Raw genomic sequence first — 26,533 nt, forward strand, 5'->3', positions numbered from 1 at the left:
TCATGGTGGAGGATCTGGGCCCATGGTATGAGGCTCGACAGGAGATCGTCGACGAACTCGAGCGCGAACTCATGGGGCCCGAGGACGCGACACCCCTGCATGAGCGCCCACTGAACCGGATCGTCGTGGGAGTCCTCCATCCACGACCGGACGGCCGCATCGAGTACGTGCCGAAGATGGAGTCGGAGGGATCGCAGACGGAGAGACGCGGCACCGGCTCGGTCGATGACGAGGACAACGATTCGGCGATGGCCCTGTCACACGCCACCAGACCGTCATCGTTCGGTCTGACGTTCACAGTGAACGAACTGGAAACCGCGGCTGTGTCCGTCGGGGTGTTTGCACGGCGGTATCGGGAAGAGGATGGGCGTTGGCATGCGGTGGACGTCGCAACCGACGTGGATCTGAAGATCGACACCGGTTCGCCACGACGAATTGGCGAACCGATTGGTGATGAACCCCTCAGGCTGGTCGGGATTGTCCGTGCTGCGGTCGATGGAATGATTCGGATCTCGCTGTCCCTTGTGAACACCGCGAAGCCAGGCGAGCCGGGCAAGGCCGACGCGCAGTGTTGGTTCAGGCCGCGCATCACGGTTCGTGCTGCTCCGGGGCAATTCGTTGACCGCAGGCGCCACCGGGAGAGCCTCAGTGAGGATCCGGACACACGCTCGACGGATTTTCTGTACCGCAATGAACCTGCACTGGCGATCGGTCACGGCTGTGCCGTGACGTGGGACGATTCGGCCGAGCGGGTCGACGAGCTGGCCACGACTTTCGTTCCGTTCCAGGACGTGCAGCTCGCACGACCCTCCGGAGGTGATTCCGACGATGAATTCGGGACATACGACCTCGACATGGAGAGGCTGGCTACCAGCAGTGATTGCGCGCAGCTGTTCGAACTTGCGGCATCGTACGAACGGTGGATAGCGGCTCGATACCGTGACGCGGAGGCCATCGCTGATCCACATCGCCAGCAGGCACTCACTCACATCGACCTCGCCAAGCAGTGTGCCGAACGTATCCGCGCCGGAGTCGAGATCCTTGACGACCCCGCAGACCCTCTGGTGGGCCGCGCGTTTCAGTTGATGAACGAGGCAATGCTGGAGCAGCGACAAGCACAGGACCGGGGGCGCGGTGCGACGTCCGATGCGCAGCGATGGCGTCCATTTCAGATTGCGTTCATTCTGATGAATCTGCCGGCAATGGCACGAAGCACACACCCCGACCGCGACATTGTCGACCTCCTGTGGTTTCCCACCGGTGGTGGCAAGACCGAGGCATACCTTGGTTGTATCGGCTTCACGATCCTGCTGAGGAGACTCCGGCGCCACGATGACGGCGGAGTGTCAGCTATCATGCGTTATACGCTCCGGCTATTGACGAGGCAGCAGTTCGAACGTGCAGCCGGCCTGATCTGTGGACTCGAATTGATCCGCCGCCGGGAGATTCCGAGTTCCGTCGAGATCTCCCTCGGACTCTGGGTGGGCGACAAGGCAAGTCCCAACAAGGTCGATGACGCGCAACGAATTCTGAACAGCATCGCCTCGGGGCATCAACCGGAAGGGTCCACCCCGGTTCAGTTGCTTCGGTGCCCATGGTGCGGGACTGCGATGGATCACAACAATTACGAAATGATCGACAAGTCACGACTGGAGATCAGATGTTCTTCCTTTGCGTGCGAATTCAGCGACCGGTTGCCTCTCTACGTCACGGATGACGATGTCTACCGGGTGCGTCCGTCTCTGTTGATCGGAACGGTCGACAAGTTCGCGATGATGACTTGGCGTCCCCAAGTGGGTGACCTCCTCTCCGTCGACGGACCGCACTCGAGGCCCGACTTGATCGTGCAGGACGAATTGCACCTAATCTCGGGGCCATTGGGAACGATGGTGGGACTGTACGAATCCGCGCTCGACCTGGCTTGTACGAAGGACGGTCGACCGAAGGTTCTCGCGTCCACAGCGACCATCCGTCGCGCCGAGCGTCAAGTGCGGAATGTGTTCGACCGGGGATCGGTTCAGTTTCCGCCGCCGGGGCTGGACCCTGAGGACAACTATTTTGCCGTCGAAGCCACCCCCCAACAGAAGGGCACCCGGCGATACGTCGGTGTCATGGCTCCCGGTACCAGCCAAGCAACTCTGCTAGTCCGGGTGTATTCCGCCATGCTGCAAGCGGTCAATGACCTGGACGTCGAAGATTCTGTCCGCGACGACTACTGGACATTGTTGGGCTATTTCAACAGTCTGCGAGTCCTGGGTTCGACATATCTCCAGGTTCTTGACGACGTTCCCGACCGCGTCGAGGTGCTCGCCACGCGCAAGCAGACTAGCGGCCGAGGCGTGTCGCCAGAGCCCGTCGAGCTCACGTCACGTGTCGACCAGACGAGGATCCCTGGCGCGATGGCGCGCCTGGAGACCTCGTACCCCGACTCGGGAAGCCCGGATGTGGTCCTCGCGACCAACATGATCTCCGTCGGGCTAGATATCGACCGACTGGGTCTGATGGTCGTCGCAGGACAGCCCCAGAGCACATCCGAATACATCCAGTCGACCAGCCGCGTGGGACGTAGGCATCCGGGACTGGTTGTGGTTGCCCTCAACTCGAACAGGTCGCGGGACGCCTCGCACTACGAATCGTTCATTCCGTTCCATCGAGCCCTGTACCGCGAGGTCGAGGCAACCACAGCGACACCCTTCGCATCCCGCGCCAGAGACCGCGGGGCGCACGGGATGCTGGTTGCCGCGGTTCGCCTTCTCGTCGCTAGTCTCCGCGGTGACGCTTCGGCAGCTTCCGTCGAGAAGTATCGGAAGGAGATCGGTGGCCTGATCGACTCCCTTGTCGACCGTGCGCGACGCATCTCGCCTGAAGAAGCAGAGCCATTCCGTGCCCAACTGTCAGCGCTAGTTCGGGATTGGGGGGAGGCAGCCGACGCCGGGTTGGTCGACCGGTACGGGACGCTGCGGCCTCCCCAGGCCGCGGTCGCCGCCTCTGACGGACACCCTCTGCTGGCCTCTACCGGGGGAGACAACTCTCGACCGGGCAGTTTCCCGGTGGGCGAGCCGCCCTGGCCGGCGTTGTCGAGCATGCGCGACGTTGATGCGGAAACACGCTTGTATGTCAAGAACCTCAAGGGAAGTGGCAGTTGATGGCCATCACGAGAAAGATCCGTAAGTCCCCACCGATCAAGACCTCGATCAGGCGCACGCAGATGATCACCACCTACGGAGTAGGGGCACTCCTGCCCGTCGAATCGGAGAGCTTCATGATCGCGGGACTCGATCACTGGAGGGCTGACAATCGGCTGCAGGTCGACGAGCGGCGATTGTGCGAACTCCTGGGTGTGTCTCGCCTCCTCGCGCCTCCCGGTGGCGATGTTTCGGGAATGGTGCCGATGGTTCGCTTTCCTGAGTGGGTGTCCTGTCCGAAGTGCAACAGGCTGGACAGGTTTGGTCGCCTTGCGGACAAACCGAAGGGCGAGTACGTAAATCGCTGTCGGTTCTGCATCAGCCCCAAGCTCGTTCCATCGCGCTTCGTAGCCTGTTGCCCGACTGGGCACATCCAGGATTTTCCGTATCGCTATTGGGTGCACCGCGGAACGGGCGTGAGTGACGACGGCGACCATTCGTTGAGGATCATCACGAGTTCCGCGGATTCCAGCCTGGCCGGCATTGCGATCAAGTGCGAATGCGGGGCCTCTCGATCTCTACAGGGGGCTCTCGGGAGCGGATCGTTGTCGATGCGGTGTGGAGGCCACTCGCCATGGCTCGACAAGGACACGGAAGAATGCATCGAGCGACTAGTCGGGCTCCAGCGCGGTGCTTCCAACGTGTGGTTCGCAGATGTGCGTTCGGCGCTGACCGTCGACCGCGACCTGACGAGGGCCGAAGAGGCCCTCGAAACGATACTCTCGGAACTCGACGGCATGCGTGAATCCGATGTGTCCATGTACCTCGGGATCAAGGCTCGGCAATACGAAGTCGACCAAAGCGAGCTCGTGTCGGCCTATCGGACTGTCAAGGCGGCCAGACCTAAGGACTACGCCGAGGCGAGCAAGGAGCTCCGGGCAGCTGAGTACGAGGCGTTGGGTCGCCTCCATCCAGAGGATGACGGGACCAAGACTTTTGTGTGCTTCCCGTCCGAGGCTTCCCCGACCGACCGAGCTGGTGATCTCATCGATCTGGTCTCGCGGGTTCCTCGGCTTCGGGAGGTGCGTGCACTCAGCGGGTTTGCGAGGGTCGGTACCTCCCAGGTGAAGTCTGGTTCTCTTTCGGGGGTCTTGTCCCGATCCAAGATGGGGTGGTTGCCGGCGATCGAGGTGCTTGGGGAGGGTATCTTCGTTCGATTGCGAGACGAGGTATTGGCGACCTGGGAAACGTCTGAACTGGCTCGGCGTCGCGCACAGACGCTGCAGGATTCCGCCCAGTCCGCGGCTGGCTGTGTGTTGCCACCGATTTCGCCGCGCTTTCTCGCCCTGCATTCGCTGTCGCACGCCCTGCTTCGTCAGCTGGCGTTGGACACGGGATATCCGGCGTCGTCGATCCGAGAGAGGGTATACGCGGAATCCGGACAGGCGGGCATTCTGCTTTATACGGCGACTGCCGATGCCGCAGGAAGTCTCGGTGGTTTGTGCTCGCACGGCACGGTCGACAACATTGCCAAGATCATCGAGGCGGCAACGGACGCAGCACAATGGTGTTCGGCTGATCCGGTGTGTCTGGAGGCTGTCGCAACCGGCGCGGGTGCAACAAACCTGGCTGCATGTCATTCGTGTCTTCTCGCGCCTGAGGTCTCATGCGAGTACCAGAATCGGTACCTTGACCGAGTGTGCCTGGTCGGGGAAGACGGAATGTCGCGTAATGGTCTACTCCTATATCAATCGTGAAGCGAGCACCGACAAGGGCAGCTGCTGAGTGGGTCATGCACTCCCGATCGGGAAGAGCCCATTCAGGTTGGCTACGGGACTTACGGAAAGACCACTGACTATTCGGGCACACAGGTGACGATGAGGCCCGCACCGCCCGTAGGGAAAATCGACTGCGAGACCGGCGACGGATTACAACTCTCTATCAGGCGGTGGCTACGGCTTGATCGCGAGTTCGTCGGCATCGGGACGCGTCGCGCCCAATGCAGTTGCCTCAGCGGCGAACTCGGGGTGTGGCCTCTTGATGACCAGTTCGGTGCCGTCCTCCGAGGTTTCCGCTCGGAAGAGTTCCTTGTATGTTGACATGCTTCTGATGGTTGGTATCGCGAGCAGGATGCCGAGGATGAGGAGCAAGGAGCGCGGGCCTTCTGGTATCCACTCCATCAACGGCGAAATGGGGCCGGTGATGACGATTGCTGTCAGTGCAACGAGGGCGAGGCTCAGAAGCCGTCGCGCAGCGAGATACCACAGGCAGGAGGAGCACACCGGCCAGCGTGTGTCCGTCCAGATCATGAGGGACCATCGAGCCTGAATACGCCTCAGATTCGCGTATGGCTGGAGTTGGTACAGAATCTTGCGACCGGGCGAAAGGTCATCCCACGGAATGTGTGGACGCGAGGGAACACGCGCTCTCCGCGAGCGCGTGCTTGGTTGCCCGTGTCGCACGCAAATCGAGGGCAGTGTCGCGTCGAGTTCCCTCATGTGCGCGTGCCGCCGTTGGGGCGCTTCCGCTACATCGACCTGACGAAGAGGGAATGCAACGGAGGTTTGGGTCATGCCGTCGATAGTGCGACATGACCACTCTCCTCGGCAAATCGGTGGCAGCGATACAGCGCGGCGAGAAGTGGATCGGTAATGATAGTTTTGACGAAATCATTGAGGGGGCGAAATGACCTTGGAAGTTGTTCCGGCGGATGTCGACGCGTTCGCGCACCGAACAGGGGAACTGTCGGCTCAGTGCGTTGACGCGACCAACCACGTCACGCGTTACTTGTCGATAGGCGCTTCGGACGTTGGGCTGATTTTCCTGCCGGTATTGCAACAGATCGAGGACATGCGCGAAACGCTCGTGGACAACCTTGACTCGATGCGGCAATTGACAGAAGTATCTGCGCAGAACTTGAGCACCGCGGCTCAGAACTACCGCACGCAGGAAGTTGAGACAACTGCACGGCTCGGTGCGGTTGGAGGTGATGTGCTGTGACCGAACCGACCTCAGCGCTGACGACGCCCACGCCGGAGGATCCGGTACCGAACCTTCTGGAGAACGCTCTTGACGGCTCGATCACTTCCCCGACCTATCTCGTTGGTGAAGCGATGGTGTTCTGCGGCATGGTTGGGACCAACGACCCGTGGGCGTGGATCGCCGAACAATATGCTGGCGACTGGCAGGCAGTTCAGGTCGCAGGCAAATCTCTTGAAGGTCTGGCGAAGTTCAATACGGAGATGGCCGGCCAATTGTCATCGGCCGCATCGACGGCGATGACAACGTGGAAAGGCGATGCGGCGAATGGCGCGGAACGCTACTTCACCGAGTTGAGTGACGTAATCGCGCGCCAGAGCAATGCGATCCAGGCCATGTCCACCCAACTCGAGCAGACATCGATGGGGTTGTACGAGGCATCCGAAGCGATCAAAGACCTGATGGGAACCCTCGTCGACACCCTGATCATCATCGTCGCCGAATTGGCCACCAGCGCCATTGCCACGGCAACGGGTTTGGGTGCGCCGATTGCTGCTGGATTCCTGGCAACCGCTTTGATTACAGCAAAGCGGGCATGGGATCTGGTCGGGATGGTTCAGACGTGGATCAGTCGGGCATGGGCAGGCGCGCAAGGCGCCGTCGGTCTCATCGCCGGCAACCTGGCAACTGTCAAAGAGAAGTCACTGCCCCAACTTCCGAACGCTGCTTACCAGACCGGGGGTGTTTGACGTGGAGCCGGACAAGGAACCCTTGATGGACGTACTACGTGACGATCCAGCACTTGCCGCGCAGTTGAGGAAGTCGGTCAAACTGCTGGCCGACAACGCACCTGATCCGGCGATGGGCAACATGTTGCGTGAGGTCCTGAGCGGCGACAAGAATCTGCGTGACGTAGTGACGACAACCAACTTTTCCGAAATGTTCCGCCCCTTCACCGAGGCCGCCGTGGCCGAGGCCGCGCAAATGACGGATGAAGAGAAGGAGTCGTTGGCAGAGCAAGGACGTCGCCAGATCGACTCTGAGTACGAAGAGTCCTTGCGCCGCGACTCCTCGCAACCGGAAGCGGATGAGCAGGACGACGACGAGTACTTCCAGAACCGTGGATCGATCCTGAAGCCAGGCTGGTAGCGCCGTCACGAAATGAAGATTTTCAGCTTTCTCAAGAAGCACGGACTACTGGCCCCGTTGGCCAAGCTTGCGCTAGCGATTGCGGCGATTCCCGCAATTGGTTACCTAGCCTTATGGATGGGAAGCCAATCACCGGCCCATGAGCTGAAGGAATCGCCGGGCTGGTCCGCGTCGCCAGTGGAGCCGGACTCCGCTCCCTATGTGCCGCCGCCAGCCGGGTTTCCGTCGATGGAGTTTCCTCCGCCCCTCGTCGACGTCGTCGACGGCGAACCTCAGCCAGTGCCCACCAGGTACGGCCTGACATATGTGGTGCCGCCGGGCGAGCTATGGCGACCGACCAACAGTGCAATCATGGGATGGTCGGACAACAACGGCTCGATCGCCACATACGGCGCTGTCAGCGACTACGGCTACGGCTACTGCGAAGAATCGGACAGTGCTGAACTGGCGGCTGTAGGAATCACTGGCCGGAACGCCGTCGACGTGGACACCGCCGCACGGGATGCGATCACACAGGCCGAACGAATCTACACAGGCGACGAGGGACAACGTCCGACCGTTCGGATTCGAGGTCCGTTCGAAGTAGACGTGTCAGGTCGTCCGAGTGTGCGATACACGGCCCTGGTCACCGATATTCACATGGACGGGCCGTGCGAACCGCGAAGCGCAACGTTCGACATCGTCGCAACACCCTCGTACTCCAATGCCGAGGTGGCGATCTTCATGATCAACCGAGCCACCGGCGTGGAGGACTCACTGTCCGACGCGGACGCGGACGAGATCATCGAGTCACTGCGCAAGTCGGAGTGAGCTCAGCCATCCTCCCGGCGCCAGGACTGCGTTGGAATCGAATCGATGAGCTATGAGGACGAGGGCAGGTAGCGCGCGAAAATACTGGCCGTTTCCTCGAGTCCGTCGCACCAGGTGTCGAACGGGAACTCCTGACTGGAGTGCGTTCGGAAGAGGTTTCGGGCAATGATGAGGATTCCGTAATCGGTTTCGATGCTTACGGAGCAGGTGTTCGGGAACTCTTGCCGTGCGTCCAGCAAGGCCCGTCGTCCGTCGATTTCGATGGGCGTGGAGTAGTCCTTGACCTTCTCGAGTTGCTCCGCGAACGTGATGTTGCCGGAGAGGATGTTCACCCCGTACTGGACAGGGTCGGTGTCGTAATCGCAGCCGAGGAAGGTGTACGTACCTGTCGGGAAGTCGGCTTTTCCTTCTGATTCCGGGTCGTAGCCGGCTTCGATCAGCGCGTGATCGGGAATGTCGAGGCACGGATCGAACGTGACCGGCGGTCGACCCGAATCGTCGGTATGGCGGGGCGTTCGTGTCGAGCTGTCGGCTGCTTGCGTCTCGGGTATGGCAGATCCCGTTGCCGTGTTCGCTGCGTCGGTTCCGCAGGCGGTCAGAGCAATCGACGCGCAGACGGCGAGTGTGGCGGTGACGCCAGCCGATCTCGCCCGCCACGGCATGGCGCATTGTGTGTCGACGAGTCGGCCGACGGAACCGGACCGGTCGATCACTGGGACGACGGCAGGTAGCGCGCGAAAATGCTGGCCGTTTCCTCGAGTCCGTCGCACCAGGTATCGAACGGGATCTCCTGAGTGGAGTGGGTGCGGAAGGTATCCCTCGCAACGATGAGGACGCCGTAGTCGGTTTCTATGCTTACTGCGCAGCCATTCGGCATCTCTTGCCGGACCTCCACCAGGGCTCGACGTCCATTGATCTCGGTGGGTGTGGAGTAGGCCCTGACCTTCTCGAGTTCCTCCGCGAACGTGATGTTTCCCGAGAGGACGTTCAGTCCGTACTGGACTTCTTTCGTGTCGTATTGACAGCCGAGGAACGTGTACGCGCCCGCGGGATAGTCCGCTTCTTTTTCAGAGGCCGGGTCGTAGCCGGCCTCGATCAGCGCGTGATCGGGAATGTCGAGGCACGGATCGAAGGTGACCGGCGGTCGACCCGAATCGTCGGTATGGCGGGGCGTTCGTGTCGAGCTCTCGGCTCCTTGCGTCTCGGATACTGCAGATCCGGGCGCCGAGTTCGCTGTGTCGGTTCCGCACGCCGTCAACGTGAGTGAGACCGCGACGACGAGTACGGGGGTGACAATCTTCAGCGTCATACGATTGCTCCGTGTTCGAGTTCGGCCAACGACCTGGCCAACTTGCCGTCGGCGTCGGCGAACGCCTCGCCACCTGTGGCGAATGCTTCACGCATATCCAGGATCACAGCCTCGTACTGCCTGAGTCTTGTCCGAACCTCTTCCGCTTTTCGCGCGTACCCGGCGGTCAGTTGTTGCCCGATCCGGAACCCGCCGAAGCATTCGACCTTGTCGATCTTGGTGGCTGCCTGCATCTAATTGTGGATCATATCGAGCATCTCATCGCAGACCGCAACACATTGCTCGATCGCGTCGTCGTCCAAACGAAGTGCCATCATCCCCCCATTGTTCGTGTGCCGGTTGCCGACGACACGATACTCGGCGGCCATTGCGGGCGGCCAACCGGCGTTGCCGACTCAGCGGCCGGTCCGCTCCGTGATCTTTGTCGTCACATATTCGTGCACCAGGGATGGATCGTCGCGAATCTTCCTGTGGTCGATCTCAATTCCTGGCACGGGCGTGGGTGTGTCGATTCTCCAGAAGATCGCAGTTCGCTTCGTCTCCCACTGTGCGTTGCTGTAGCCGATCACCACGGTTGCGGGGTAGCCGTTGTAACCGGCCGACGCGCCCGCCACGGCGGCCCACGGCAGGCAGGATTCGAAGGCCCAGCCGCGCTGGAAGATGCCTTCCGAGGTGAACGCGATGTACCCCACCCGGAGACGTCCGACCAGGAAGCCGAGCGGAAGACTCAGGTAGAGAAGGGCGGCGAGTCCGAAGAAGGTAGTACCGCCATAGCCTTCCGAATCCTCCTCCGGCAACAGATGTTCCGACTCGGGTGGGAGGGGAAGGATGGTTCGCGGTTCCGGGAGGAGATCGTACGCACCGACCGCGAGGAGGAGCCCGAGCGATCCCGCGATGAGGCACAGCAGGATCGGGGGCGTCGCCGAGTAGGCAATCGTCGGGCACAGTTCACCCCGCACATTTCGTTCCTCGATCTCGAGGCGCCCATTCGATCGCGGCCTGTAACTCAGACTGAAACCGACGGTGACGACGACGAAGCCCAGCACACCCACCAGGTACTTCACGGTCCCGTGTTCGCCGTCGACGATGCTGCGCCAGATGCCGATCACACACACCACAGCGACCAGCGCGAAGAACGCGTAGGAGGCGCCCATCCGCAACCGACTCATTCGATTCCACCCCTCGTACTTCGCGAATCCAACGCTTCCGAACTTGCGTTTGGCTAGCCTAAACGCGCTGGCCGAAGGGTTCGGGGCCGGTATCCATCCGCCCCCGAAGTCGGCGTGGTCGGCTACGGTTGGTGAGGAACTGTTCCCACAACCCGAGCGGAGTAGTTGGATGCCCGAGCCCGTGCAACCGCAGCCTGTCGTGACTGGGTTGACCACTGCCGCGCTGTTTCTGGTACTGACCATCGACGACGGCGGCGAGGACGCGGCCCGCGATCTGCTCGAGAATGTTCCCACGATCGAGCGGGTGGTGGATTTCCGTGCGGTCGGACTGGGTGTGAGCGTGGTGGCCGGGATCGGTTCGCAGGCGTGGGACCGATTGTTCGCGGGCGAACGGCCGGCGCACCTGCATGTGTTGGAAGAACTGCACGGCGATACGCACCACATGCCGTCCACACCCGGCGATCTCCTGTTCCACATCCGCGGCGCCCAGCAGAACGTGTGCTTCGAGGTCGCCCGCCAGATCATGAACCAGCTCGACGGCGCCGCAACTGTGGTGGACGAGGTGTACGGCTTCCAATCGTTCGGGCACCGGAACCTGCTCGGCTTCATGGACGGAACCGAGAACCCCACCGGCATAGAAGCATTCGGTGCCGCGTTGGTGGGGGAGGACGAACCCGACTTCACCGGCGGCAGCTACGTGGTGGTGCAGAAATATCTGCACGACATGAAGGCGTGGGACGACACCTCCACCGAAGAACAAGAACGCGTCATGGGCCGGTCCAAAATCGACGACATCGAGATGTCCGACGACGTGAAACCCGCGAACTCCCACATCGCCCTCAACGACATCGAAGACGAGAACGGTGTGGGCCTGGACATTCTGCGCGCCAACATGCCGTTCGGCAGCTTCAAGGACGGCGAGATGGGCACCTACTTCATCGGGTACGCCGCCGACCCGGCAGTCACCGAGCGGATGCTGGAGAACATGTTCGTCGGCGACCCGCCCGGCAATCATGACCGCCTGCTCGACTTCTCCACCGCCGTCACGGGCGGCTCGTTCTTCGCCCCGTCCAAAGATTTCCTCGACGACCTCCCACCGGCGCCCGAGCAGCCGGAGGAGACCGAGGACGATGACAGGCAAGCGCCACCGGTCCAGGCCGGCTCCCTGGCAATCGGCAGTCTGAAAAGGAGTGTCCTCCGATGAACAACCTGTTTCGCGAACTCGCACCCGTCACCGACGCTGCGTGGGCGGAGATCGAGGAGGAGGCCACCCGCACGTTCAAACGCAACATCGCGGGTCGGCGCATCGTCGACGTGAACGGACCCCACGGTCTGTCCCAGTCGTGTGTCGGCACCGGCCACACGCAGAAGGTGGACCCGCCCGCCGACGGTGTGTCCTCGCGGCTGCGGCTCGCGCGTCCGTTGGTCGAGCTGCGCGTTCCGTTCACGCTCGCGCGTGAAGACATCGAGGACGTCGAACGCGGCTCGCAGGATTCCGACTGGGATCCGGTGAAGGAAGCGGCCAGCGCCCTGGCGGCTGTCGAGGACCGCGCCATCTTCGAGGGCTACCCGGCCGCCCAGATCGAGGGAATCCGCGCCAACAGCACCAACGACGCGATCGAATTGCCGTCGGATGTTCGGGAGTTGCCGAACGCGATCAGCAAGGCGCTGTCCGAGCTGCGCCTCGCCGGTGTCGACGGACCGTATTCCGTGCTGCTCGACGCCGAAACGTACACGGAGGTCAGCGAAACCTCCGACCACGGCTACCCGATCCGGGAGCACCTGAAGCGGCTCATCGAAGGTGACATCATCTGGGCGCCCGCCATCGATGGAGCGTTCGTGGTCACCACCCGCGGCGGTGACTTCGATCTGCAACTGGGACAGGACGTCTCGATCGGATACACCTCTCACACCGCCGACACCGTGGAGCTGTATCTACAGGAATCGTTGACGTTCCTCGCCTACACCGGTGAGGCATCGGTTGCGCTGACGAGGCCCAAGAAGCGCACATAACCGACGTCAGCGGGTGGTGTAGCCGCCGTTGGCGAATACCGTTTGCCCGGTCATCCAGCCACCGTCCGTCACGAGAAACTGCACGAGCGGTGCGATGTCCTCGATCTTCGTGAGTCGGCCGTCGAGGGCCTGTGACTTGTGGAACTCGACCCGTTCGGGGGTTTCCTGCGGGTAGAAGAACGGTGTGTCCATCGGTCCCGGGGCGATGTTGTTGACCGAGATGCCGCGGTCGGCGAACTCCTTGGCGGCGGCACGAGTGAAGTGCTCGACCGGACTCTTGCCGCCCGCATAGGTGGAGTAGCCGTCGGTGAAGGCGGCGAGCAACGCGGTGACGATGGTGACGATCTTCCCGCCGTCCTCGAGGTTCTTGCCGGCCTCCTTGATGAAGAAGTACGCCGCTTTCGAGTTGATCGCGAACATCGAGTCGTACTCGTCCTCGGTGGTCTCGACGATCGGCTTACGAAGCACCTTGCCCACGGTGTTGACCGCAATGTCCACGCCACCGAACGCTTCCTTCGCGGTGGCGAACAAGGTTGCCGCGTTCGCCGGGACCGTGAGGTCACCTTGGACCTTGATCGCCTTGGCACCGGCGGCCTCGACCGCGGCCACGGTGCGGTCGGCGTCCGCTTCCGAGCCCGCGCTGTTGTAGTGCACCGCAATGTTGGCGCCCTGCTGCGCCAACGAGGTACTGATCAGACCGCCGAGGTTCTTCGCCCCACCGGCGACGACGACGGACTTGTTTTCGAGTGGCTTGCTCACGTGGATCCCTCGCTTCGTTGCTTTGACGTACAAGTTCACGCTAGAAGGACGATCCACGAATGAAGAACAGCGAAAAGTGGGTTTTCGACAAGTAATGTTTGTGGGGTTACGAGGGCGTCAGATTGCGCTCACTCCGGCCGGGCACACGTTGTACGAGGGAGCCGAGCCGGTCTTGTCAGCCGCACGGTCTGTGATGGCTGCAACCGTCGCCGCAGCACAATCGGAGCCGACGCCGTTCGTGGTTGCGCACTCACCGGCCATCACCTCCGACGAGGTGTTCGATCTTCTGGCACCGGTCCGGAGTGGCTTCACGAACGTGTCCATCACGGTCCGGCAGATGTTTCCCGACGAGATGCGGGCTTCGCTGCACGAGGGCGCCATCGACGTCGGGTTGCGCCGCGGCGCGACGACACCACAAGGCCTTGCCGGTGCAGTGGTCGGATACAACGCCCTGCACGTCGCCGTGCCGTCACACCACCGACTTGCCACCCGCGACTCGGTGAGAATCTCCGAGTTGGCCGACGAGACGATCGTGTTGTGGGCACCGCCCGGAGTGTCGTTCTACTCGGACTTTCTCGTATCCATCTGTCAGCGAGCGGGATTCGAGCCGGCCACCCTGATCAATTCGGTGCAGGGCACCGCGCCGAGTACGGCGGTGATCGACAACGATGCGGTCGCGTTCGTCACCGCCGCCCCAGGGTCCTGCCACGAAGGGCGGGTGCGCGTGATCGCGATCGAGGACGCACCGTTGGCACCCATCCAGGCATTGTGGCTTCGCCACACCACGTCCGAGCCGCGACAGGCTCTACTCGACGCTCGACGCTGATCAGGCCGGAAGGAACTCCTCGGCGATCTTCTTCGCCCACTCCTGCGCCTGATCCTTCGGGCGGACTGAGCTCGAGGCGTCGTGACGTCCGTGTTCGCCGACCTGCTTGGCACCCAGTTCGGTGAGCTTCTCGGCCATGATCTCGCCGCCGCGGTTGAACGTCTCCTCGTAGATGCTGTCACCCAGGCCGAACGTGGCGAAACGCAGTCCGGCGAGGTCGGGCTGCTCGTCGCAGAGGGCCTCGTAGAACGGCTCGGCACCGGTGGGCAGCTCACCATCGCCGTAGGTGGAGCAGACGACGATCAGGAAGTCGTCGGAGTCCAGATCTTCGGGATCGAACTCCATCATGTCGTACAGGGAGGTGTCGTAGCTGCTCAGTGCGTCGACCACGTGGTCCGCCACCAGCTCGCACGTTCCGGTCTCACTGCCGTAGAGGACGACAACGCCCATCGCCAAATCTCCTTCTATCCCTGAACCACAAGATTGCCTGCGACTACTCGGTGCACGTCCAACCGCTCAGTACACGTCGCGCAGGTAGCGCTTTTCGCGCTTGAGTGCGGTCACGTATTCTGCCGCATCCTCGGCGGACATTGTGCCGTGGGTCTCGATCACCTGATGCAGCGCACGGTCGACGTCCTTCGCCATGCGGGTGGCGTCGCCGCACACGTAGAAGTGTCCGCCGTCCTCGAGCCAGGAGAACAGCTCCTTGCCGTTCTCGAGCATCCGCGTCTGGACGTAGATCTTCTCCTCCTGGTCGCGGGAGAACGCCAGGTCCAGGCGGGCAAGCACACCGTCGGCGCTCAGGGCCTCGAGTTCTTCCTCGTAGATGTAGTCGGAGGCGCGGTGCTGATCGCCGAAGAACAGCCAGTTGCGTCCGGCCGCACCCCGCGCCTTGCGCTCCTGCAGGAACGCGCGGAACGGTGCCACACCGGTGCCCGGACCCACCATGATCATGGGTGCGTTGTCGTCGGCGGGCACGCGGAACGACTTGTTCTTCGACACGAAGATGCCCCCGAGATCACCCTCGGCCAACCGGTCGGCCAGGTAGGTGGAGCACACGCCACCGCGGTCGCGGCCGTCCCCGCAATAGCGGACGCTCGCCACCGTCAGATGCACGTGGCCGGGGTTGGCCAGCGGGCTCGACGAGATGGAGTAGGCGCGGTGCTGCAAGGGCCGCAGCAAGCCCACGAACTCGTCCACCTCGAACGTGAGCGACGGATCGAGCGCCAGCAGGTCGAGGACGTCCTTGCCCCACAGCCAGGCCTCCAGGTCGGCCTTCTCGCCGCGGTGCAGCACATGGCTGAGCTCGTCGTGACCGGCACGCTTCTCGACCTCGTCGATCAGCTCGTGCGACGGCGTGGAGATCTCGTACGAGTGCGTGAGCAGGTCGCTGAGCGGGCGTTCCTTCCCCGTGACCAGGGCATCGGCCGCGAAGCCGAGCCGCTCGATAAGGGCATTCACCAAAGCAGTGTCGTTGATCGGCATGACTCCGAGCGCGTCACCGGCCTCGTACTCGAGACCACTGTCCGCCAGTGCGAACTCGTAGTGACGAATTTCCTTCGCCGACTCGGACCCGGACAGGCAGCGGTTGACCGCCACCTGCGAGCGGTACGGATTCTTCCGGTTCCACGGTGAGCGCTTGCGCTTGACTTTGGCGTCAGCGTCCGCAACCCCTGCCTCCTGACTGGCCACGGCCGGCTCCTTCCTGATCCCTTCCACTGCGGCAAACAGCGGAAGAATATCGGAAATCCAGCCGGAAGCGGGATCTTCGTAATCAACATCGCAGTCCACCCGGGGCGCCACGCGCTTGGCCCCGAGCTGCTCGAGACGCGTGTCGATCACCTTCCCGGCCTGGCAGAACCCGTCGTAGCCGGTGTCGCCGAGCGCCAGAACAGCGAAGTCGAGCCCTTCCATCCGCGGGGCCGTATCCGCGGACAACGCCTGCCAGAACAATTCGGCGTTGTCGGGCATCTCTCCCTCGCCATACGTGGACGTGACGACGAGAACGCGCTGCGCCGCAGCCAGCCGCTCGAGGTCGATGTCGTCCAGGGCGCACACCGACGGCGCGAAACCCTGTGCCTTGGCCGCGGCGGCCGCGTCCTCGGCCACACCCTCCGCGTTGCCGGTCTGACTGCCGTACAGAATCTGCATCGGCGGCGCGGCCTCGGCGCCGGCAGCCTCAGCGGACGGCGCCGCCAGCCGGGTACTCATCGCCGCGAGGAACCCGGACAACCACACGCGCTGGTCGTCGCTGAACGGTGCGTCCTGGGGAATGTAGGGAAGTGTCACGATGCGCTCCCGATGACGTCGGTGGGCACCAGATCGGGGAGCGCGTTCTTCGCGAACAGTTCCTCGTATCCGGGCATGCGGCCGATCTTGTCCACGTTCTTCGCCTGCTGGTGGATGATCCACCCGTAGGTGCCGGGCGAGTCCATCGACCGCACATTGCGGCGACTCAGCGCCTGCTTGTAGTCGCCGAGACGCTTGTCCGCCACCATCACGGCGAGGTCCTCGTCGCTGTGGCCGGCCAGAGCCTCGCGGGCGTAGCGCTGCAGCTTCTGCATCAGGAAGAAGTCCTCCGTCAGCAGCAAGTTCCGCACCGCTTTCGCGACCGCCGGTTCGGACGGATCGCGTGAACCGGGCACCTTCGCCAACGCCATCTGCTGCGCCGCACTCAGGACGGTGTAGTTGTTCAGCAACGCGAACATCGACTCGGTGTCGGTCTCGCCGTACCCGGGGGCCTTGCCGCCGAGGACGGTGTTGCCGTCCCGGTAGTCGACCTTGAACTTGTGGATCTGATGCGCGACGAGAGCCGCGGACAGCTCGTCCACGAGGTCTTTGCGCGGTTTGGCCGCCAGGATCTCGTCGCTGTCCTGGTACTGCAGCAATGCGCGCGGCATGCCGTACACGAAGTTCGCCTGCTCGGTTTCCCAGTTCTCCAGCAGCCACGTCGCCCGCGCAGAACCGGTCGCCTCCGCGTGCCACTCGAGCAGCTGACGAACAGCCTGCCGGTGCAGCAGAGCGTGTTCGTCGTCACCGATGATCGAACCGAGGAGGATCGAGTCGGCGCTCGCCTTGCCGGGGAGCCGGCCTTCGGGGTCGTACTGGTAGAAGAACCCGCCGCTCATGCCGTTGCCGACACCCTTGCCGAACCCGCCGAGGTTCAGAACGGCGCCGCCGGTCATGTACTCGCACGCGAAGTCGCCGACACCCTCGACCACCGCGGTGGCACCGGAGTTGCGGACGGCGAAGCGGTCACCGGCCTGACCCTCGACGAACGTGCGCCCGCCCGTCGCACCGAACAGCGCGAAGTTGCCGATCAGCACGTTGCCGCCGTGCTCGGCCGAGCCGCCGCCGGGGGAGCGCACCACGATGGAACCGCCGCATGCGCCCTTGCCGACACCGTCGTTGCAGGTACCCGTGTGGGTGATCGCCATACCGTCGTTGCAGAACGCGGCAAACGAGAGTCCGGCCGACCCGGACGTGGCGATGCGGACACTGCCCTCACGGAGATAGCCGCGGCCACGCTCGTCCCGCAGGACGGCCGGCTTCTCCTCGGAGAGTTCGTGGCTGAGGATGCGTTCGATGTCGATGGCCAACTGTGCGCCGACGCTCTTGTTGCGGTTGCCGAGAACGACACCGTCACCGAGATCGACGGTCAGCTGGTCCTGCTCGAGCAGCGCCTTGCGCAGCTGCGGCAGCCAACCCTCGTCCAGCGTGTAGTCCTTCTCCAGGTACACCGGATTCTCGACGGTCACCTCCTCGACGACGGTGAGCATCGCGCGCAGGTCCAACTGCCCGACGCTCGACGGGTGATCGAGCAGGTTCAACAGGTCGGCGCGACCCCGTGCTTCGCGCAGCGACGTCATCCCCAGTTCGGCGAGCAACTCGCGGGTCTCGTGCGCGATGTTGAGCAGATACTGCGCCATCGCGCGCGGGTCACCGTCGAACAGTTCCGGGTTGGTGGTCAGACCGGCGGGGCACTTGACGTTGCAGTTCTTGGCCATCACGCACCCCAGCATCATCAGCGCGGTGGTGCCGAACTCGAAGCTGTCGGCGCCGAGCAACGCCGACTTGATGACGTCGCCGGCCGTTTGGTGAGCGCCCGAACAGCGCAGCAGTACCTTCTGCCGCAATCCGTTGGCGGACAGTGCCTGATGCACCTCGGCCACGCCGATCTCGGCGGACCGGCCCGCGTACTTGAGGCTGGTGACCGCTGCGGCGCCGGTGCCGCCGGTGTTGCCGGCGACGTTGATGACGTCGGCACCCGCCTTCGCGACACCGACCGCAATGGTGCCGATGCCCTCCGACGACACGAGCTTCACGATGACGCGTACCCGTGCCGCCTTGCAGTCGTGAATCAGCTGTGCAAGGTCTTCGATCGAGTACGTGTCGTGATGCGGTGGGGGAGAGACCAACTCGACGCCCGGCGTGCCGCCACGGGCTGCCGCGATCTCCACGGTCACCTTCGGTGCGGGCAGCTGGCCACCCTCGCCGGGCTTGGCGCCCTGCGCGATCTTGATTTCGAGTTCCTCGAGCATCGGATCGGCCAGGTAGCCGGCCCACACACCGAAACGACCCGACGCGAACTGCTTGATCCGCGACCCGCGCACGGTGCCGTAGCGGGAGAGGTGCTCGCCGCCCTCACCGCTGTTCGACATGCCTCCGGCCATGTTGGTGCCGTGCGCGACCGCCTCGTGCGCATTGGAATTCAGTGCGCCGTGGCTCATGGCACCCGAGGTCAGAAACGGGGTGATCTCGTGCGCCGACTGCACCTGCTCGAGCGGGACGCTGTGCGGCGCCGCCTGCAGCATCGCCAGGCGTTCCGCGGCCTCGCCGGTTGCCTCGACGACCAGCACATTGCCGTCCGGTACATCACCGTCGACACGGTAGGTGACCTCGTCCGGGAAGCGCGCCACCCACGAATCACCCAGGGCGGTCGCACGATCGGTATCGCCGGCGTGCGGGCCGGTGAGCCAAAGCCGGAACTCGCCCTCCGAGACCTGCTCGCTGTCGAGTCCGCGGACGGCGAAGGTGTTGTTGCCCAAACGCGAGAAGCGCCCCATGTGCTTGCGGAACTCGTCCGCCGTCTGCAGGAACGTGACGTCGGTGGGCAGGCCCAGCACGTCACGCAGAGCGGCGGGACGCCGGTGACGTTCCTCGGCCATGGTGCGGGCGAACGAGCGGTAGCCGGGGGTGATGTCGAAGGAGTCGATCGCCTCGGGTGTGAGCTTGCGGAACCCCGCATTGGTGTATGCGGCGTCGTCGAGTCCGAAGGCGTCCTCGAGCCGGTGCAGCGGAAGCAGGCGCAGCGAGTCGGTGTGGTCCTGCGACCCCGTCGTGTCGAAGGCGATGGGCTCCTCGGTGAGGTCGACGAAACCACGCACCGCCGTGGTGCCGTACGAGTGACCGGCACCCTCGGCGCGTTCCTTGAACAGGCCGAGCAGCGGAATGTCCTTCTCGCCCTGAACCGTCAGCGCTCGGTCGTGCCAGTCGGCGACGGCCTGCGCGATGGTCGCGAACCCGACACCGCCGACCGGGGTCTGCACGTTGGCGAAGTAGCGGCGCAACGTCGGATCGTCCGTGTCGAGATAGTTGGGCTCGAAGAACTCCCCGCCGATGTAGCTCTCGGCGGTGCATAGGCCGACGCGGCCCATCGTCTTCATCAGCGACTTCTCGGCTGCCTTCGCGAACTTCGCGAACGCAGTATCAGGGTCGGCCGCGAACTTCTCCTCCGCGCGCAGGCGAACCGCCAACGGGTACACGGCGGACGCGCCGAAACCGAGGGTGGCCGCCACATGATGCGAGGACGAGATCTGCCCGGACTCCACGATCACCGAGACCCGAAGGCGCAAGCCCTCCTCGATCAACCGCTGGTTCACAGCGGAGATCAGCACGATCATCGGTAGTGCCGCCTGGTCTGTGGACACGTGGCGGTCGGTGACCACGGCGATACCGCCCTGCGCACGCGCGAACGCCTCCACTTCGTCGCACACCGCATCGATTGCGGCGGACAGTGCCGCCGCGTTGGCCTCCTCATTGCCCGCAACTGGGGTGTACAGCATCGGGAACCGCTGCACCGGAGTCGAATCCTGCTTACGAATCTTCAACATGTCCGAGTGCGTGAGAATGGGCGAGGGCACCACGATCTGCGGGGCGTCCACGGCGCCGCTGTTCGGGCGTCCGCCGAGCGCTACCCGCAGGGTCATGCCGTCGGCCTCGCGGATGCTGTCGAGCGAAGGGTTGGTGACCTGGGCGAAACGCTGTGAGAAGTACTTGGCCACACCACCTTCCTGATCGGAGAGGGCATTGATGGCGTTGCCGTAGCCCATCGCGGAAATCTTCTCCAGACCCGATGCGAGCATCGGATCGAGCATGAACTTGAAGCTCTCCTGGTTGTGCGAATACGCCACGTACCGCTGATGCGAGTCCAGGTCGCCCTTGTAGCGCAGCGGTCCCGGCTCGGCCGGAACGTCGGGGAGTTCGTCCACGGTGCGCCGCGCCTGCCCCAGAAGAGCCGGGTAGTCCTTCTCCGCCGCAAGGAGTTCGAGAGCATCGTTTGTGCCGAACGAGCGCCCCACGCGGTGGTCGAAATACAACATGCCGCCGGCCTCGATGCGGCCACGGTGGATCACCGATTCCGGGTCGAACTCGAACTGCCCGGCCTCCGACGTCACGCACAGGTACTCGTCGGTCTCCACCGACCGCAGCGGGCGCAGACCCAGCCGGTCGAGGCGCGCGCCGACCACCGAGCCGTCACCGAAGATCAGCGCGGCCGGGCCGTCGTTCTTCTCCTCGTACAGCGAGAAGTACTCGAGCATCGCCCGCACCTCGGCGGACAAGGACGGGTCGTTCTCCCACGCCGGGGGCATCATCGACACGACCGCGGTGACCAGATCCAGCTCGTCGTCGACGATGCGGCTTGCCAACGTCTGATCCAGCCGGCAGCTGTCCGACTGGCCGGGCGGCCGGATGATCTCCCGATTGCGGGCACGTGCCAGCGCACCCTCGGACAGGCGGTTCTTCTTGTCCGTGTTGAGCTCACCGTTGTGGGCCATCAACCGGAACGGCTGCGCCATGGTCGGGTGCGGATCGGTGTTGGTGGAGAATCGGGTGTGGAAGTACAGGGTGTGGACCGCGTGCAACGGATCGGTGAGATCGCGGAAATAGGGGACCACCTCGTTCGAGTTGAGGCGTCCCTTCAGCACCTGCGTGTGCGCGCTGAGCGACAGCGGGTACAGGCCGGTGAGGGTGGTCTGCGCGTAGGCGATCGCCTCGATGGCGAGCAGAGCGTCATGGATTCGGCGATCGAAACCACCGGCTTCGGCGCCGGTGAACACCCACTGACGGATCAGCAACTGGTCCTTGACGGCGACCGGGCGCAGTGCTGCGTTGTCGACCGGGACGTCGCGCACCAGGATCGTGTGCAGGCCGTGATCGGCGAACGCCTTCTCGATGACCGCTTCGGCCTCGGCGTGGAAATCGGTGTCGTTCGGGAGGAAGAAGTTGCCGACGCCGAACTCACCCGTCTGCAGGTCGGTGTTGCCGGTCAAGGTGCGGAAGTAGTCGGGTGACAGGTCGATGCTGACCCCGGCGCCGTCACCGACACCCTCGGCGGACATGCCACCACGGTGCGGAACCTCGCAGAGAGCGCGGTGCGCGTGAACGAGTACGTCGTGACTGCGAGTGCTGTCCTTGCGGGTGATGAACCCCACCCCGCAACTGCTCTTCTCCAATGCGGGGTCGTACAGACCGGACTTCGTTGCACTCGTCTTCAAGCGCCGTCTCCTCGTTCTTGTGCCGGATGGAAATCCGTGCTCGTGGCACGGGTGGCCGTTCGGAGGAGGGTCGGGATAGACGACCGCCTCGAACCGTTCGACCGGTGAGGCAGACGTCGTTGTCTGAATGCACGTGGAACACGCGGAGGAAAAGCCTAGCCTAAGCTAAGTTCCTTGGGCAACACTTGGGTTTGCCAGCTCTGTTCCTTTGCGAAACTGTACACCGAGAAAACCGTAGACCTGCACTGATCTCAGAGTGAAACGCGTTACTCTGCGGCAGGCAGCGTGGTCAGTCGGGATCCTGTTGCTGACGTCTGAGCAATTCCAAGAGCTCGGAAGGCATGGGTGAGGCCACTTGCTCGGCGATCGGTGCGGCGTCGGCCTTGAGCTTCGACACCTCGTCGTGCAGGCGCTCCATCTTCCTGTCCAATTGACTGGCGGCTTCCGCGGCCTCCGTGAGCTCCTCGAGGAGCGGAGCAGGAATAGCGCGGTCGTACTTGTAGTAGATCTTGTGCTCGAGGGTCGCCCAGAAGTCCATCGCAATGGTGCGAATCTGCACCTCCACGCACACCGCGTGCTTGCGGTCGCTCAGGAACACCGGAACCTCGACGATCAAATGCAGGCTCTTGTATCCGTTCGGCTTCGGGTTCTCGATGTAATCCTTCACCTCCAGGACGGTGATGTCGGACTGGCTGATCAACAGTTCCGCCACCTGGTAGGTGTCGCGAATGAACCCGCAGGTGATCCGGACACCGCCGATGTCGGTCAGATTGGCCTTGATGTCGTCGAGGGTGAACGGAATGCCCCGGCGGATCGCCTTGCGCATAATGGACTCGGGCGACTTCAACCGTGAGTTGACGTGCTCGATCGGCGTGTACTGATGAATATGCGTGAACTCGTCCTTGAGGATGTTGATCTTCGTCATCAACTCGGCGATCCCGAACTGGTAGGACATCATGAATCGGGTGAACTCACCGCGAATACGACCGAACTGAGTCACCATCTCCGGGCTGTCGATGTCCCAGGCTTCGATCTCCGCGCCGAAATCGCCCTCGAGTCTGTCACCGGTACTCAAAACTGCGCCTTCCGCCGAATCGTTCCTTCCACGTTATCTCCGCGTCGCAGTGGAAGGTGCCCGGGTCAGGTCCAGAGCACGGCAATCAGGGTGTTGAGGATGGCCAGGCCGCCGACCACGTGCACCAGCGTCGGCGCACCCTCACCGCGCTTCTGCTTGCCGTTCGCGATCTCGGCGCATGCGACGACGGCAAGCGCGACGATCAACTTGACCGCGATCTTTGCGTGGTCGTATTCCTTGTCGACCACCGCCTCGCCGAGACCCACCAGGATCAGCCCGATGACGAACTGTGCCCGGGCGCCCCACAAGATCACCGGACTGATGGCCGGTGCCTTCAGTACCGCCAGATAACCGCCGACCACAGCGGCCATACCGAGCAGATGTGCAACCACGAAAATGTTGTAGACGGTGTCCATGATCACACCGTACGAACCCGCGCAGCCGGACGTTTATGCAGGTGAGGCTAACTTGTCGGTACCGGGCCTTACGCTTGTGGTGACCGAAGGAGGTTGTTGCATGCCACGGACCCTCACCGTGTCGGACAGTATCGTCGTGAACGTCGGCGCCGACGAAATCTATGCCCAGGTCAGCAATCCGTCCCTGATGGGGAAGTGGAGCCCGGAGAACACAGGTGCCACCGTCCCGTCGGACGGATGCGCGGCCCACGTGGGGATGACGTTCGACGGACACAACAAGCGCGGCGCATTCACCTGGACCACTCGCTGCACGGTCACCGCGGCGGAACCGGGGAAGGTGTTCGCCTTCAAGGTGCGTGCCATCGGTGTGAAATCGCCACGCATCTCGGCTCCGATCGCAACCTGGAAGTACGCCTTCGAACCCGTCGACGGGGGGACCCGCGTCACCGAGACCTGGATCGACGACCGCACATCCTGGCCCGATTTCGTCGCCGACACGTTCGACAAGATCGCCACGCGGGGAAAGGTGTTCGCCGACTTCCAGCGGAAGAACATCGACATCACATTGCGCAACCTCAAGCGAGAAATGGAACAGCCTTCAGCCTGAAGGCTCGACAGAGCGGAGTTCATCGTGTCGGCCACCAGCATGAGCACATCCGAACGTGAGAAGTTTCTGGCAGATCCGCATGTGGGCGTGATCGCCGTCGACCGGGACGGCCGGGCGCCCCTGGCCGTGCCGATCTGGTATCTCTACGAGCCTGGCGGACACGTGTGGGTGTGGACCGAGAACGGCACGGTCAAAGAAAAACTGATTCGTGCGAGCGGTCGCTACAGCCTGGTCGTGCAGAACGAGGCCCCGCCGTACAGCTATGTCAGCGTCGAAGGGCCCGCCGAGTTTCAGGAGGCGCCGACCGTCGACGACGTGCGACCGTTGGTGCGGCGTTACCTGTCCGAAGAGGACACGACGCAGTTTCTCGAGCAGATGTTCAACGACAAGGCCGTCATCATCCGGATGCGTCCCGAGCATTGGCTGACCGTCGATTACGCCAAGGTCGGTTTCTGAGCTTCGACTGCTATCGGGGCCCGGCGTGGTCGGCGAGCAATGCCGTCAGCTCTTCGGCGTAGCTGACCTGTTTCCGGAGTTTGCGACAGCTTTCCTCTGCGCGCGCATGGCATTCGGTCACGAAGGCCTGCGCTGCTGCCTGCTCCGTACCGGGCATGTCGTCGGCCAGGGTTTCGAGGGATTCGAGGAGTTGCCGCATTTCGTCCAGGGTGAAGCCGAGTGGTTTCATCCGGCGGATCACCAACAGGCGTTGCACATCGGCGTCCGTGTAGAGACGGAAACCCCCCGCGCTGCGTTCGGACGGGGTGACCAGGCCGACCTCGTCGTAATGGCGAATGGTCTTGATCGACAGCTCCGTGCGCTCGGCAACCTCACCGATCTGTATGTGCCGACCCGTCGTCTCGTCAGTCATCCTCACCGACTCCCTCCTCGCGTCCCGCCATGATGTCAGTGGCCGCCGCCCAGCCGGCCACTGAGGCGCCCATGCCGCTCCGACGATGCGGTGTTGAGGCCGACGATGTCCACGTTCTTTCCTTTGGCAGCGTATTTGTTGGTGATCGCGTCGAGCGTCGCGACGGTGGAGGCATCCCAGATGTGTGAATCGGACAAGTCGATGACGACGTTGTCCGGGTCACCGACGTAGTCGAACTGGTAGATCAAGTCGTTGCTGGACGCGAAGAACAGCTCGCCGCGCACCGCGTACACCCGCGTGTTCTCGTCCGGGTGCGCAATGTCGACGACCTCGGTCACGTGCGCCACCCGGCGGGCGAAGAGCACCATCGCGGTGACGACGCCGACGATGACGCCGTAGGCGAGGTTGTGTGTCGCGACCGTGACGACAACGGTCGCGAGCATCACCAGGGTTTCGCTTCGCGGCATGCGGCGCAGCGTTTTCGGCGCGATCGAATGCCAATCCATAGTACCGGCCGAGACCATGATCATCACCGCCACCAGGGCGGCCATCGGAATCAAGGCGACAACGTCACCGAGGGCGACGACGAGGATCAGCAGGAAGGTACCGGCAAGGAATGTGGAGATTCGAGTCCGCCCCCCGGAGACCTTGACGTTGATCATGGTCTGGCCGATCATCGCGCAGCCGCCCATGCCGCCGAAGATTCCGGTGACGATGTTCGCGACACCCTGACCCCAGCCTTCACGGGTCTTGTCCGAGTGCGTATCGGTGATGTCGTCGACGAGTTTGGCGGTCATCAGTGATTCCAACAACCCGACCAGCGCCATCGCCAACGAGTAGGGGGCGATGATCGACAGCGTCTCGGCGGTGAACGGCACGTCCGGAATCAGCCACGAGGGCAGACTCGAGGGCAACTCGCCCTGGTCGCCGACGTTGGGGACGTTCAACGCGAAAACGACCGTGGCGGCCGTGAGCACCACGATGGCCACCAGGGGCGAGGGGACCGCGCTGGTCAGCTTCGGCAGAAAGACGATGATCAGCAAACCGACCGCGACCATCGGGTACACCAACCCAGGTACGTCGATCAGGTGCGGAAGCTGCGCCATGAAGATCAAGATCGCCAGCGCGTTGACGAAGCCGACCATCACGCTGCGCGGAATGAATCGCATCAGCTTCGCGACACCGAGCAGGCTGAGGACTATCTGCAGGGCGCCGGCGAGCAGGACCGCCGCGATCAGGTAGTCCATTCCGTATTCGCGCGACAGGGGTGCGACGACCAGGGCGATCGCCCCGGTGGCTGCGGAAATCATCGCCGGCCGCCCACCGACGATGGCGATCGTCACCGCCATGGTGAAGGAGGCGAACAAGCCGACACGAGGATCGACGCCGGCAATGATCGAGAAGGAGATGGCTTCCGGGATCAGTGCCAGGGCCACCACCATGCCGGCGAGGATTTCGGTCTTGAGTCGACGAGGCGACCGTAGTGCGGCGCGCACGGATCCCTCGTCTCGGACCTGCGTCTCGAGCTGCTGCGTAGTCATCGGCACGGAAACCTACCCTTACGGGAGGGTAGAGTGCGAATCGGTAGCGAGGTACTGGTATGTGACGTTGCTCGCACTCCGGTAACCCGAAAACGTCAGATCACGATGT

Annotated in this window: 24 protein-coding genes; 11 read left to right on the forward strand and 13 right to left on the reverse strand. The window is 63.2% G+C overall.

Annotation, left to right across the window (positions count from 1 at the left end; translation table 11 throughout):
• Window positions 1–2: 2 nt before the first annotated feature.
• Window positions 3–3,146 carry a helicase-related protein gene (locus ACZI8Q_RS06745; RefSeq protein ID WP_463372728.1) on the forward strand — a complete coding sequence of 1,048 codons (3,144 nt, stop codon included), beginning with the start codon at window positions 3–5 and terminating at the stop codon, window positions 3,144–3,146.
• A complete protein-coding gene (gene drmB / locus ACZI8Q_RS06750; RefSeq protein ID WP_463372729.1) occupies window positions 3,146–4,882 on the forward strand; it encodes a DrmB family protein in 1,737 nt (578 codons plus the stop codon). Before ACZI8Q_RS06745 ends, drmB begins: the two co-directional genes overlap by 1 nt.
• 195 nt (window positions 4,883–5,077) lie before the next feature.
• On the opposite strand, the gene ACZI8Q_RS06755 is transcribed toward drmB, so the two are convergent.
• Window positions 5,078–5,434 (reverse strand): hypothetical protein, encoded by a 357-nt coding sequence (locus tag ACZI8Q_RS06755; RefSeq protein WP_463372730.1) that lies wholly within the window; start codon window positions 5,432–5,434, stop codon window positions 5,078–5,080.
• 376 nt (window positions 5,435–5,810) lie between these two features.
• Between ACZI8Q_RS06755 and ACZI8Q_RS06760 the strand changes: the two genes are divergently transcribed.
• Genes ACZI8Q_RS06760 through ACZI8Q_RS06775 form a run of 4 tightly spaced genes read left to right on the forward strand, consistent with a single transcriptional unit; the run spans window position 5,811 to window position 8,063 of the window.
• A complete protein-coding gene (locus ACZI8Q_RS06760) occupies window positions 5,811–6,125 on the forward strand; it encodes a type VII secretion target (protein ID WP_463372731.1) in 315 nt (104 codons plus the stop codon).
• Window positions 6,122–6,853, forward strand: coding sequence for a hypothetical protein (locus ACZI8Q_RS06765; protein ID WP_463372732.1), 732 nt, complete (start codon window positions 6,122–6,124; stop codon window positions 6,851–6,853). The genes ACZI8Q_RS06760 and ACZI8Q_RS06765 overlap by 4 nt, the downstream gene beginning before the upstream one ends.
• 25 nt (window positions 6,854–6,878) lie before the next feature.
• Window positions 6,879–7,253: a hypothetical protein gene (locus ACZI8Q_RS06770; protein WP_463372733.1), complete on the forward strand. Its 375-nt coding sequence runs from the start codon at window positions 6,879–6,881 to the stop codon at window positions 7,251–7,253.
• Window positions 7,254–7,265: 12 nt separating this feature from the next.
• Window positions 7,266–8,063 (forward strand): hypothetical protein, encoded by a 798-nt coding sequence (locus ACZI8Q_RS06775; protein ID WP_463372734.1) that lies wholly within the window; start codon window positions 7,266–7,268, stop codon window positions 8,061–8,063.
• Window positions 8,064–8,113: 50 nt separating this feature from the next.
• On the opposite strand, the gene ACZI8Q_RS06780 is transcribed toward ACZI8Q_RS06775, so the two are convergent.
• The 4 genes from ACZI8Q_RS06780 to ACZI8Q_RS06795 all read right to left on the reverse strand — a co-directional run bounded on the left by ACZI8Q_RS06780 (window position 8,114) and on the right by ACZI8Q_RS06795 (window position 10,541).
• Window positions 8,114–8,776 (reverse strand): DUF3558 domain-containing protein, encoded by a 663-nt coding sequence (locus ACZI8Q_RS06780; RefSeq protein WP_463372735.1) that lies wholly within the window; start codon window positions 8,774–8,776, stop codon window positions 8,114–8,116.
• The gene (locus tag ACZI8Q_RS06785) at window positions 8,773–9,372 is read right to left on the reverse strand and encodes a DUF3558 domain-containing protein (RefSeq protein ID WP_463372736.1); all 600 of its coding nucleotides are present in this window, start codon (window positions 9,370–9,372) and stop codon (window positions 8,773–8,775) included. Before ACZI8Q_RS06785 ends, ACZI8Q_RS06780 begins: the two co-directional genes overlap by 4 nt.
• Window positions 9,369–9,605: a hypothetical protein gene (locus ACZI8Q_RS06790; protein ID WP_463372737.1), complete on the reverse strand. Its 237-nt coding sequence runs from the start codon at window positions 9,603–9,605 to the stop codon at window positions 9,369–9,371. Before ACZI8Q_RS06790 ends, ACZI8Q_RS06785 begins: the two co-directional genes overlap by 4 nt.
• Before the next feature lie 162 nt (window positions 9,606–9,767).
• Window positions 9,768–10,541: a hypothetical protein gene (locus ACZI8Q_RS06795; protein WP_463372738.1), complete on the reverse strand. Its 774-nt coding sequence runs from the start codon at window positions 10,539–10,541 to the stop codon at window positions 9,768–9,770.
• Window positions 10,542–10,710: 169 nt separating this feature from the next.
• Between ACZI8Q_RS06795 and ACZI8Q_RS06800 the strand changes: the two genes are divergently transcribed.
• A complete protein-coding gene (locus tag ACZI8Q_RS06800; RefSeq protein WP_463372739.1) occupies window positions 10,711–11,745 on the forward strand; it encodes a Dyp-type peroxidase in 1,035 nt (344 codons plus the stop codon).
• Window positions 11,742–12,554, forward strand: coding sequence for a family 1 encapsulin nanocompartment shell protein (locus ACZI8Q_RS06805; RefSeq protein WP_463372740.1), 813 nt, complete (start codon window positions 11,742–11,744; stop codon window positions 12,552–12,554). The genes ACZI8Q_RS06800 and ACZI8Q_RS06805 overlap by 4 nt, the downstream gene beginning before the upstream one ends.
• A 6-nt stretch (window positions 12,555–12,560) precedes the next feature.
• Here ACZI8Q_RS06805 and ACZI8Q_RS06810 read toward each other — a convergent pair whose 3' ends face one another.
• Window positions 12,561–13,313, reverse strand: coding sequence for an SDR family oxidoreductase (locus tag ACZI8Q_RS06810; protein ID WP_463372741.1), 753 nt, complete (start codon window positions 13,311–13,313; stop codon window positions 12,561–12,563).
• Window positions 13,314–13,506: 193 nt separating this feature from the next.
• Here ACZI8Q_RS06810 and ACZI8Q_RS06815 point away from each other — a divergent pair, with 193 nt between their 5' ends.
• Window positions 13,507–14,139: a LysR family substrate-binding domain-containing protein gene (locus tag ACZI8Q_RS06815; protein WP_463372742.1), complete on the forward strand. Its 633-nt coding sequence runs from the start codon at window positions 13,507–13,509 to the stop codon at window positions 14,137–14,139.
• Here the strand turns inward: ACZI8Q_RS06815 and ACZI8Q_RS06820 are convergent, their stop codons facing one another.
• The 5 genes from ACZI8Q_RS06820 to ACZI8Q_RS06840 all read right to left on the reverse strand — a co-directional run bounded on the left by ACZI8Q_RS06820 (window position 14,140) and on the right by ACZI8Q_RS06840 (window position 23,408).
• A complete protein-coding gene (locus ACZI8Q_RS06820) occupies window positions 14,140–14,589 on the reverse strand; it encodes a flavodoxin domain-containing protein (protein ID WP_463372743.1) in 450 nt (149 codons plus the stop codon).
• Window positions 14,590–14,655: 66 nt separating this feature from the next.
• Window positions 14,656–16,428 (reverse strand): sulfite reductase subunit alpha, encoded by a 1,773-nt coding sequence (locus ACZI8Q_RS06825; RefSeq protein WP_463372744.1) that lies wholly within the window; start codon window positions 16,426–16,428, stop codon window positions 14,656–14,658.
• Window positions 16,425–21,917: a glutamate synthase-related protein gene (locus ACZI8Q_RS06830; protein WP_463372745.1), complete on the reverse strand. Its 5,493-nt coding sequence runs from the start codon at window positions 21,915–21,917 to the stop codon at window positions 16,425–16,427. The genes ACZI8Q_RS06825 and ACZI8Q_RS06830 overlap by 4 nt, the downstream gene beginning before the upstream one ends.
• 289 nt (window positions 21,918–22,206) lie before the next feature.
• Window positions 22,207–22,920, reverse strand: a complete 714-nt coding sequence (locus ACZI8Q_RS06835) for a GTP pyrophosphokinase (protein WP_463372852.1) — start codon at window positions 22,918–22,920, stop codon at window positions 22,207–22,209.
• Between the two features lie 137 nt (window positions 22,921–23,057).
• A complete protein-coding gene (locus tag ACZI8Q_RS06840) occupies window positions 23,058–23,408 on the reverse strand; it encodes a hypothetical protein (RefSeq protein WP_463372746.1) in 351 nt (116 codons plus the stop codon).
• 100 nt (window positions 23,409–23,508) lie between these two features.
• Here ACZI8Q_RS06840 and ACZI8Q_RS06845 point away from each other — a divergent pair, with 100 nt between their 5' ends.
• On the forward strand, window positions 23,509–24,015 hold the full coding sequence (locus ACZI8Q_RS06845; RefSeq protein WP_463372747.1) for an SRPBCC family protein: 507 nt from the start codon (window positions 23,509–23,511) through the stop codon (window positions 24,013–24,015).
• 24 nt (window positions 24,016–24,039) lie between these two features.
• Window positions 24,040–24,471, forward strand: a complete 432-nt coding sequence (locus ACZI8Q_RS06850) for a pyridoxamine 5'-phosphate oxidase family protein (RefSeq protein WP_463372748.1) — start codon at window positions 24,040–24,042, stop codon at window positions 24,469–24,471.
• 10 nt (window positions 24,472–24,481) lie between these two features.
• Here ACZI8Q_RS06850 and ACZI8Q_RS06855 read toward each other — a convergent pair whose 3' ends face one another.
• Both ACZI8Q_RS06855 and ACZI8Q_RS06860 read right to left on the reverse strand, forming a co-directional pair.
• The gene (locus ACZI8Q_RS06855; RefSeq protein WP_463372749.1) at window positions 24,482–24,883 is read right to left on the reverse strand and encodes a MerR family transcriptional regulator; all 402 of its coding nucleotides are present in this window, start codon (window positions 24,881–24,883) and stop codon (window positions 24,482–24,484) included.
• Window positions 24,884–24,918: 35 nt separating this feature from the next.
• The gene (locus tag ACZI8Q_RS06860) at window positions 24,919–26,424 is read right to left on the reverse strand and encodes a SulP family inorganic anion transporter (RefSeq protein WP_463372750.1); all 1,506 of its coding nucleotides are present in this window, start codon (window positions 26,422–26,424) and stop codon (window positions 24,919–24,921) included.
• Between the last annotated feature and the right edge of the window lie 109 nt (window positions 26,425–26,533).

The organism is Rhodococcus quanlei (assembly GCF_055231015.1).

Bases quoted from the DNA above. Each gene is read 5' to 3' on its own strand.
- ACZI8Q_RS06835 (WP_463372852.1), bottom strand. From the start codon at position 22,920: ATGGTGACTCAGTTCGGTCGTATTCGCGGTGAGTTCACCCGATTCATG.
- ACZI8Q_RS06805 (WP_463372740.1), top strand. From the start codon at position 11,742: ATGAACAACCTGTTTCGCGAACTCGCACCCGTCACCGACGCTGCGTGG.
- ACZI8Q_RS06795 (WP_463372738.1), bottom strand. From the start codon at position 10,541: ATGAGTCGGTTGCGGATGGGCGCCTCCTACGCGTTCTTCGCGCTGGTC.
- ACZI8Q_RS06755 (WP_463372730.1), bottom strand. From the start codon at position 5,434: ATGATCTGGACGGACACACGCTGGCCGGTGTGCTCCTCCTGCCTGTGG.
- ACZI8Q_RS06845 (WP_463372747.1), top strand. From the start codon at position 23,509: ATGCCACGGACCCTCACCGTGTCGGACAGTATCGTCGTGAACGTCGGC.
- drmB (WP_463372729.1), top strand. From the start codon at position 3,146: ATGGCCATCACGAGAAAGATCCGTAAGTCCCCACCGATCAAGACCTCG.
- ACZI8Q_RS06860 (WP_463372750.1), bottom strand. From the start codon at position 26,424: ATGACTACGCAGCAGCTCGAGACGCAGGTCCGAGACGAGGGATCCGTG.
- ACZI8Q_RS06800 (WP_463372739.1), top strand. From the start codon at position 10,711: ATGCCCGAGCCCGTGCAACCGCAGCCTGTCGTGACTGGGTTGACCACT.
- ACZI8Q_RS06815 (WP_463372742.1), top strand. From the start codon at position 13,507: ATGGCTGCAACCGTCGCCGCAGCACAATCGGAGCCGACGCCGTTCGTG.
- ACZI8Q_RS06770 (WP_463372733.1), top strand. From the start codon at position 6,879: ATGGACGTACTACGTGACGATCCAGCACTTGCCGCGCAGTTGAGGAAG.
- ACZI8Q_RS06785 (WP_463372736.1), bottom strand. From the start codon at position 9,372: ATGACGCTGAAGATTGTCACCCCCGTACTCGTCGTCGCGGTCTCACTC.
- ACZI8Q_RS06745 (WP_463372728.1), top strand. From the start codon at position 3: ATGGTGGAGGATCTGGGCCCATGGTATGAGGCTCGACAGGAGATCGTC.
- ACZI8Q_RS06840 (WP_463372746.1), bottom strand. From the start codon at position 23,408: ATGGACACCGTCTACAACATTTTCGTGGTTGCACATCTGCTCGGTATG.
- ACZI8Q_RS06820 (WP_463372743.1), bottom strand. From the start codon at position 14,589: ATGGGCGTTGTCGTCCTCTACGGCAGTGAGACCGGAACGTGCGAGCTG.
- ACZI8Q_RS06855 (WP_463372749.1), bottom strand. From the start codon at position 24,883: ATGACTGACGAGACGACGGGTCGGCACATACAGATCGGTGAGGTTGCC.
- ACZI8Q_RS06790 (WP_463372737.1), bottom strand. From the start codon at position 9,605: ATGCAGGCAGCCACCAAGATCGACAAGGTCGAATGCTTCGGCGGGTTC.
- ACZI8Q_RS06775 (WP_463372734.1), top strand. From the start codon at position 7,266: ATGAAGATTTTCAGCTTTCTCAAGAAGCACGGACTACTGGCCCCGTTG.
- ACZI8Q_RS06760 (WP_463372731.1), top strand. From the start codon at position 5,811: ATGACCTTGGAAGTTGTTCCGGCGGATGTCGACGCGTTCGCGCACCGA.